Annotated in this window: 4 protein-coding genes and 1 pseudogene; 3 read left to right on the top strand and 2 right to left on the bottom strand. The window is 74.4% G+C overall.

Translation table 11 applies throughout. From position 1 onward, the window contains the following. Together IH13_RS0102450 and IH13_RS0102445 are read left to right on the top strand one after the other, a co-directional pair. Positions 1–194, top strand: a pseudogene (locus IH13_RS0102450) (alkaline phosphatase family protein); the annotation flags it as partial. 48 nt (positions 195–242) lie between these two features. After that, positions 243–893: a thymidine kinase gene (locus tag IH13_RS0102445; protein ID WP_031080628.1), complete on the top strand. Its 651-nt coding sequence runs from the start codon at positions 243–245 to the stop codon at positions 891–893. Between the two features lie 95 nt (positions 894–988). On the opposite strand, the gene IH13_RS0102440 is transcribed toward IH13_RS0102445, so the two are convergent. Continuing rightward, a complete protein-coding gene (locus tag IH13_RS0102440) occupies positions 989–1765 on the bottom strand; it encodes a VOC family protein (protein ID WP_051835748.1) in 777 nt (258 codons plus the stop codon). Between the two features lie 234 nt (positions 1766–1999). Here IH13_RS0102440 and IH13_RS0102435 point away from each other — a divergent pair, with 234 nt between their 5' ends. Further along, the gene (locus IH13_RS0102435; RefSeq protein ID WP_031080624.1) at positions 2000–2827 is read left to right on the top strand and encodes a sulfurtransferase; all 828 of its coding nucleotides are present in this window, start codon (positions 2000–2002) and stop codon (positions 2825–2827) included. A gap of 77 nt (positions 2828–2904) precedes the next feature. On the opposite strand, the gene sepH is transcribed toward IH13_RS0102435, so the two are convergent. After that, the coding region (sepH, locus tag IH13_RS0102430; protein WP_031080622.1) for a septation protein SepH at positions 2905–3846 on the bottom strand (942 nt) is incomplete at its 5' end.

Genomic DNA, 3846 nt, shown 5'->3' with positions numbered 1-3846 from the left:
TGGCCGCCGGCTGGTTCGGGCCGCACGTCGACGCACGCGTCCACGGCAGGATCGGCGACGTGGTGGCGGCCGCCCACGACGACGTGGTGATCACCGCGTCGGTCAACGAGCCCCACGAGTCCGCGATGGTGGGCGTCCACGGTTCACTGACCCCCGTGGAACTGCTCGTCCCGCTCCTCGAAGTACGCTCGTAGCCCGCGTCCCCCTCTTCCGCACACCCCTGTGAAAGGCCCCGACTCCTCATGCCCGAGCTTGTGTTCTTCTCCGGAACGATGGACTGCGGGAAGAGCACGCTGGCCCTGCAGATCGGGCACAACCGCTCGGCCCGGGGCCTGCAGGGCGTGATCTTCACCCGGGACGACCGGGCGGGGGAGGGCAAGCTCTCCTCCCGGCTGGGACTGGTGACCGACGCGGTCGAGGCCTCCGGCGGGATGAACCTCTACCAGCATGTCGTCGGCCTCGTCTCCCGCGGGGGACGGGTGGACTACGTCATCGTCGACGAGGCGCAGTTCCTCGCCCCCGAGCAGGTCGACCAGCTCGCCCGCATCGTCGACGACCTCGAACTCGACGTCTTCGCCTTCGGGATCACCACCGACTTCCGCACCCGGCTCTTCCCCGGTTCGCAGCGGCTGATCGAGCTGGCCGACCGCATAGAGGCCCTCCAGGTGGAGGCGCTGTGCTGGTGCGGGGCCCGGGCCACCCACAACGCGCGCACGATAGGAGGCGAGATGGTCGTCGAGGGCGCCCAGATCGTGGTCGGCGACGTGAACCGGCCTGCGGGCGAGGTCGGTTACGAAGTCCTGTGCCGCCGTCACCACCGGCGCCGCATGACCGCCGCGTCCGCCCGCGCGGGCGCCCTGTCCCCCGAGGTCCTGCCGGTGCCGTCCGCCTGACACCGTGACGCGACGGCGTCCGCGGGTGCCCCCCGGTCTCCGGCCGGCCGCAGACGCCCGGCGGACGGCAGGGCCCCGCCCGGTGCCCCGGGCCGTCAGTTCTCCGAGGTCCGCTGGATCGTGAAGACCGCGCCCTCCGGGTCGGCGACGGTGGCCAGCCTGCCGCCGGAGGTCTCCCGGGGCGGCTGGAGCACCTGCCCGCCGAGCTCCACCACGTGCGCGGCGGCCTCGTCGGTGTCGGCCACCTCGAAGTACGTCATCCAGTGCGGTCCGCGGTCGCGCGGCAGGCCGTGGCCCACGCCGTGCAGGGCGGCGACCGGCCGGCCCGCCAGGCTGAGGGTCTGGTAGTCGAAGTCGGCCGAGACGACCGCCTCCGTGTCGAACCCGAAGACGGCCTGGTAGAACTTGGCGACCGACGAGGTCTCCCGGGTCACCAGCTCGTTCCACACCGGCGTGCCCGGGGCGCCGGCCAGCGCCGTGCCGAGGTGCTCGCCCGCCTGCCAGACGCCGAAGACCGCCCCGCCCGGGTCGGACGCGATCGCGAGGCGGCCCTCCCGGCCCGCGTCGAGCGGTCCGACGGCCACCGTGCCGCCGCAGGCGCGGATCGCCTCGGCGGTCACATCCGCGTCCTCGGAGGCGAGATAGGTCGTCCAGGCGATCGGAAGGTGCCGGCCGGACGGCATCTGACCGATACCCGCGACCTCCTTGCCGTGCAGCAACGCGCGTGCGTAGGGTCCCAGTTCACCGGGGCCCGGCCTGAACTCCCAGCCGAACAACCGGCTGTAGAACTCCTGGGTCGCGCTCAGTCCGTGCACGATCAGACTCACCCAGCACGGAGCTCCTGGCGTGCGCCGGGCGACAGCCTCGGTCATCTTCTTCTCTCCTCGTACCATCGGGGTGGCCGTACGGGGGACGGAGCCGGCACGTGGTCCAGCGGTACGGGCCCGTGCTCCCGGCTCCGTGCAGATGCTCGCACCACCGGGCTCCTCGGAAGCCCGGGCCGCGCCGCGTTTCGGACTTCCGGCCACAAGGAAGGGTGCTTTGTCGCAGTGCGCCCCTTTCTGAATCGCGTCCCCGCGCGGGGTTCCTGCGCGAAGATGGCGGCTATGAAGCCCATCATCACCGTATCCGAATACATGAGCGAATCCGCGGGAGCGCGTCCGCCGGTGCTCCTCGACGTCCGCTGGCAGCTCGGGGGCCCGCACGGCCGCGCCGACTACGACGCCGGACACATCCCCGGCGCGGTCTTCGTCGACCTCGACACGGAACTGGCCGGCCGGCCCGGCCCCGGTGGCCGGCACCCGCTGCCGGACCCGGAGGTCTTCGGGGCCGCCATGCGGCGTGCCGGCGTCTCCCGGGACACCCCGGTGGTGGCGTACGACGGCGGCCAGGGGTGGGCCGCCGCGCGCGCCTGGTGGCTGCTGCGCTGGGCCGGTCACCCCGACGTCCGGGTCCTCGACGGCGGCCTCGCCGCGTGGACGGGTGACCTCTCCACGAAGACCCCCGAGCCGGACGCGGGGGACTTCCGGCCCGAGCCCGGCGGGCTGCCGACGCTGGACGCGGACGGCGCCGCCGCGCTGGCGGGGGCCGGTCTGCTGCTCGACGCCCGGGCCGCCGAGCGGTACCGGGGTGACGTGGAACCGATCGACCGGGTCGGCGGCCACATCCCGGGAGCGGTCTCCGCGCCGACCACCCGGAACGTCGCCGAGGACGGGCGCTTCCTGCCCGCCGGAACGCTGGCCTCCCGGTTCACGGAGCTGGGCGCCGGCCCCGGCACCGAAGTCGGTGTGTACTGCGGATCGGGAGTCTCGGGGGCCCATGAGGTGCTGGCGCTGGAGATCGCCGGCCACCGGGCCGCCCTCTATCCCGGCTCCTGGTCCGAGTGGTCCGCGGACGAGTCCCGCCCGGTCGCCACGGGCCCCGAGCCCCGCTGACCCGGTGCCGAAGACGCCCCGAGGGCCCGTACGCCGTCGCGTACGGGCCCTCGGGGCGTCGAGGGTACGGGTCCCCCTCAGTCCTGCTTCTTCCGGCGGGTCCCGAAGACGATCTCGTCCCAGCTGGGCACCGCGGCCCGGCGCCCGGGACGCACCCCGTCCGCTTCCGCCTGCCGGTCCGTCGTGCCGGTCAGCCGGTCCCGGTGACCGGCCACCGCGCGGGGCATCAGCACGTCCGCGTAGGCCGCGCCGGCGCCCGCCGCGGCCGCCGGGGACTCGTCGGCGTCCGGTTCCTCGGCGGCCGGCTCGATCGCGGGCGGCTCCGGCTGCTTGGGCCGCTCCGGCACGACCATGTCGCCGCGGAAGCTGGGCACCGCCTCCAGAAGGCTGGTCAGCGAGTCACGCTCGTCCGCCGACACGCCGCCGAGACGCTCCTCCGGCTCCGGGGGAGCGGGGCGCTCGATCTGCCGGTCGAGCGCGCGGTCCAACGGCCGGTCGCGCGGCAGCCGGGCGATCCGGGGGACGAAGGGGAAGCTGGGCTCCGGCGCGGCCACCTCGTCGGTCTCACCGATCAGCGAGCGCGCCTCGTCGTCCACGGCCTGGACCAGGCGGCGCGGCGGGTCGTACGTCCAGCTCGCCGAATGGGGCTCACCCGCGACCCGGTACACCAGGAGGACCTCCCAGGTGCCGTCGTCCCGGCGCCAGGAGTCCCACTGGACCGTCTCCCGGTCGGCACCGCGCAGCAGCAGACGCTCCTGGACCGCCTCGCCGAGCTGGGGGCCGGTGTTCTCGCCGGGGCGGCGCACCGGGGTCTTGCGGGCCCGCTCCGCCATGAAGGCGCGTTCCGCGAGCACCGGGCCCTCGAAGCGGCGCACCCGGTCCACCGGGATGCCGGCGAACTGGGCGACCTCCTCGGCGGAGGCGCCGGCTCGTATACGCGCCTGGATGTCACGGGGGCGGAGGTGGCTCTCCACCTCGATCTCGATCTGGCCGAGCCGGGCGCGGTCGTTGCGCACGGC

It is taken from the genome of Streptomyces sp. NRRL WC-3549 (assembly GCF_000721935.1).
Lineage (GTDB): Bacteria > Actinomycetota > Actinomycetes > Streptomycetales > Streptomycetaceae > Streptomyces.
The sequence above is the reverse complement of the archived record's forward strand: the minus strand, read 5'-3'. Positions and strand labels throughout refer to the sequence as shown.

Excerpts from the sequence above, each read along its gene's own strand:
- IH13_RS0102445 (WP_031080628.1), top strand. The coding sequence starts at position 243 with ATGCCCGAGCTTGTGTTCTTCTCCGGAACGATGGACTGCGGGAAGAGC.
- IH13_RS0102435 (WP_031080624.1), top strand. The coding sequence starts at position 2,000 with ATGAAGCCCATCATCACCGTATCCGAATACATGAGCGAATCCGCGGGA.
- IH13_RS0102440 (WP_051835748.1), bottom strand. The coding sequence starts at position 1,765 with ATGACCGAGGCTGTCGCCCGGCGCACGCCAGGAGCTCCGTGCTGGGTG.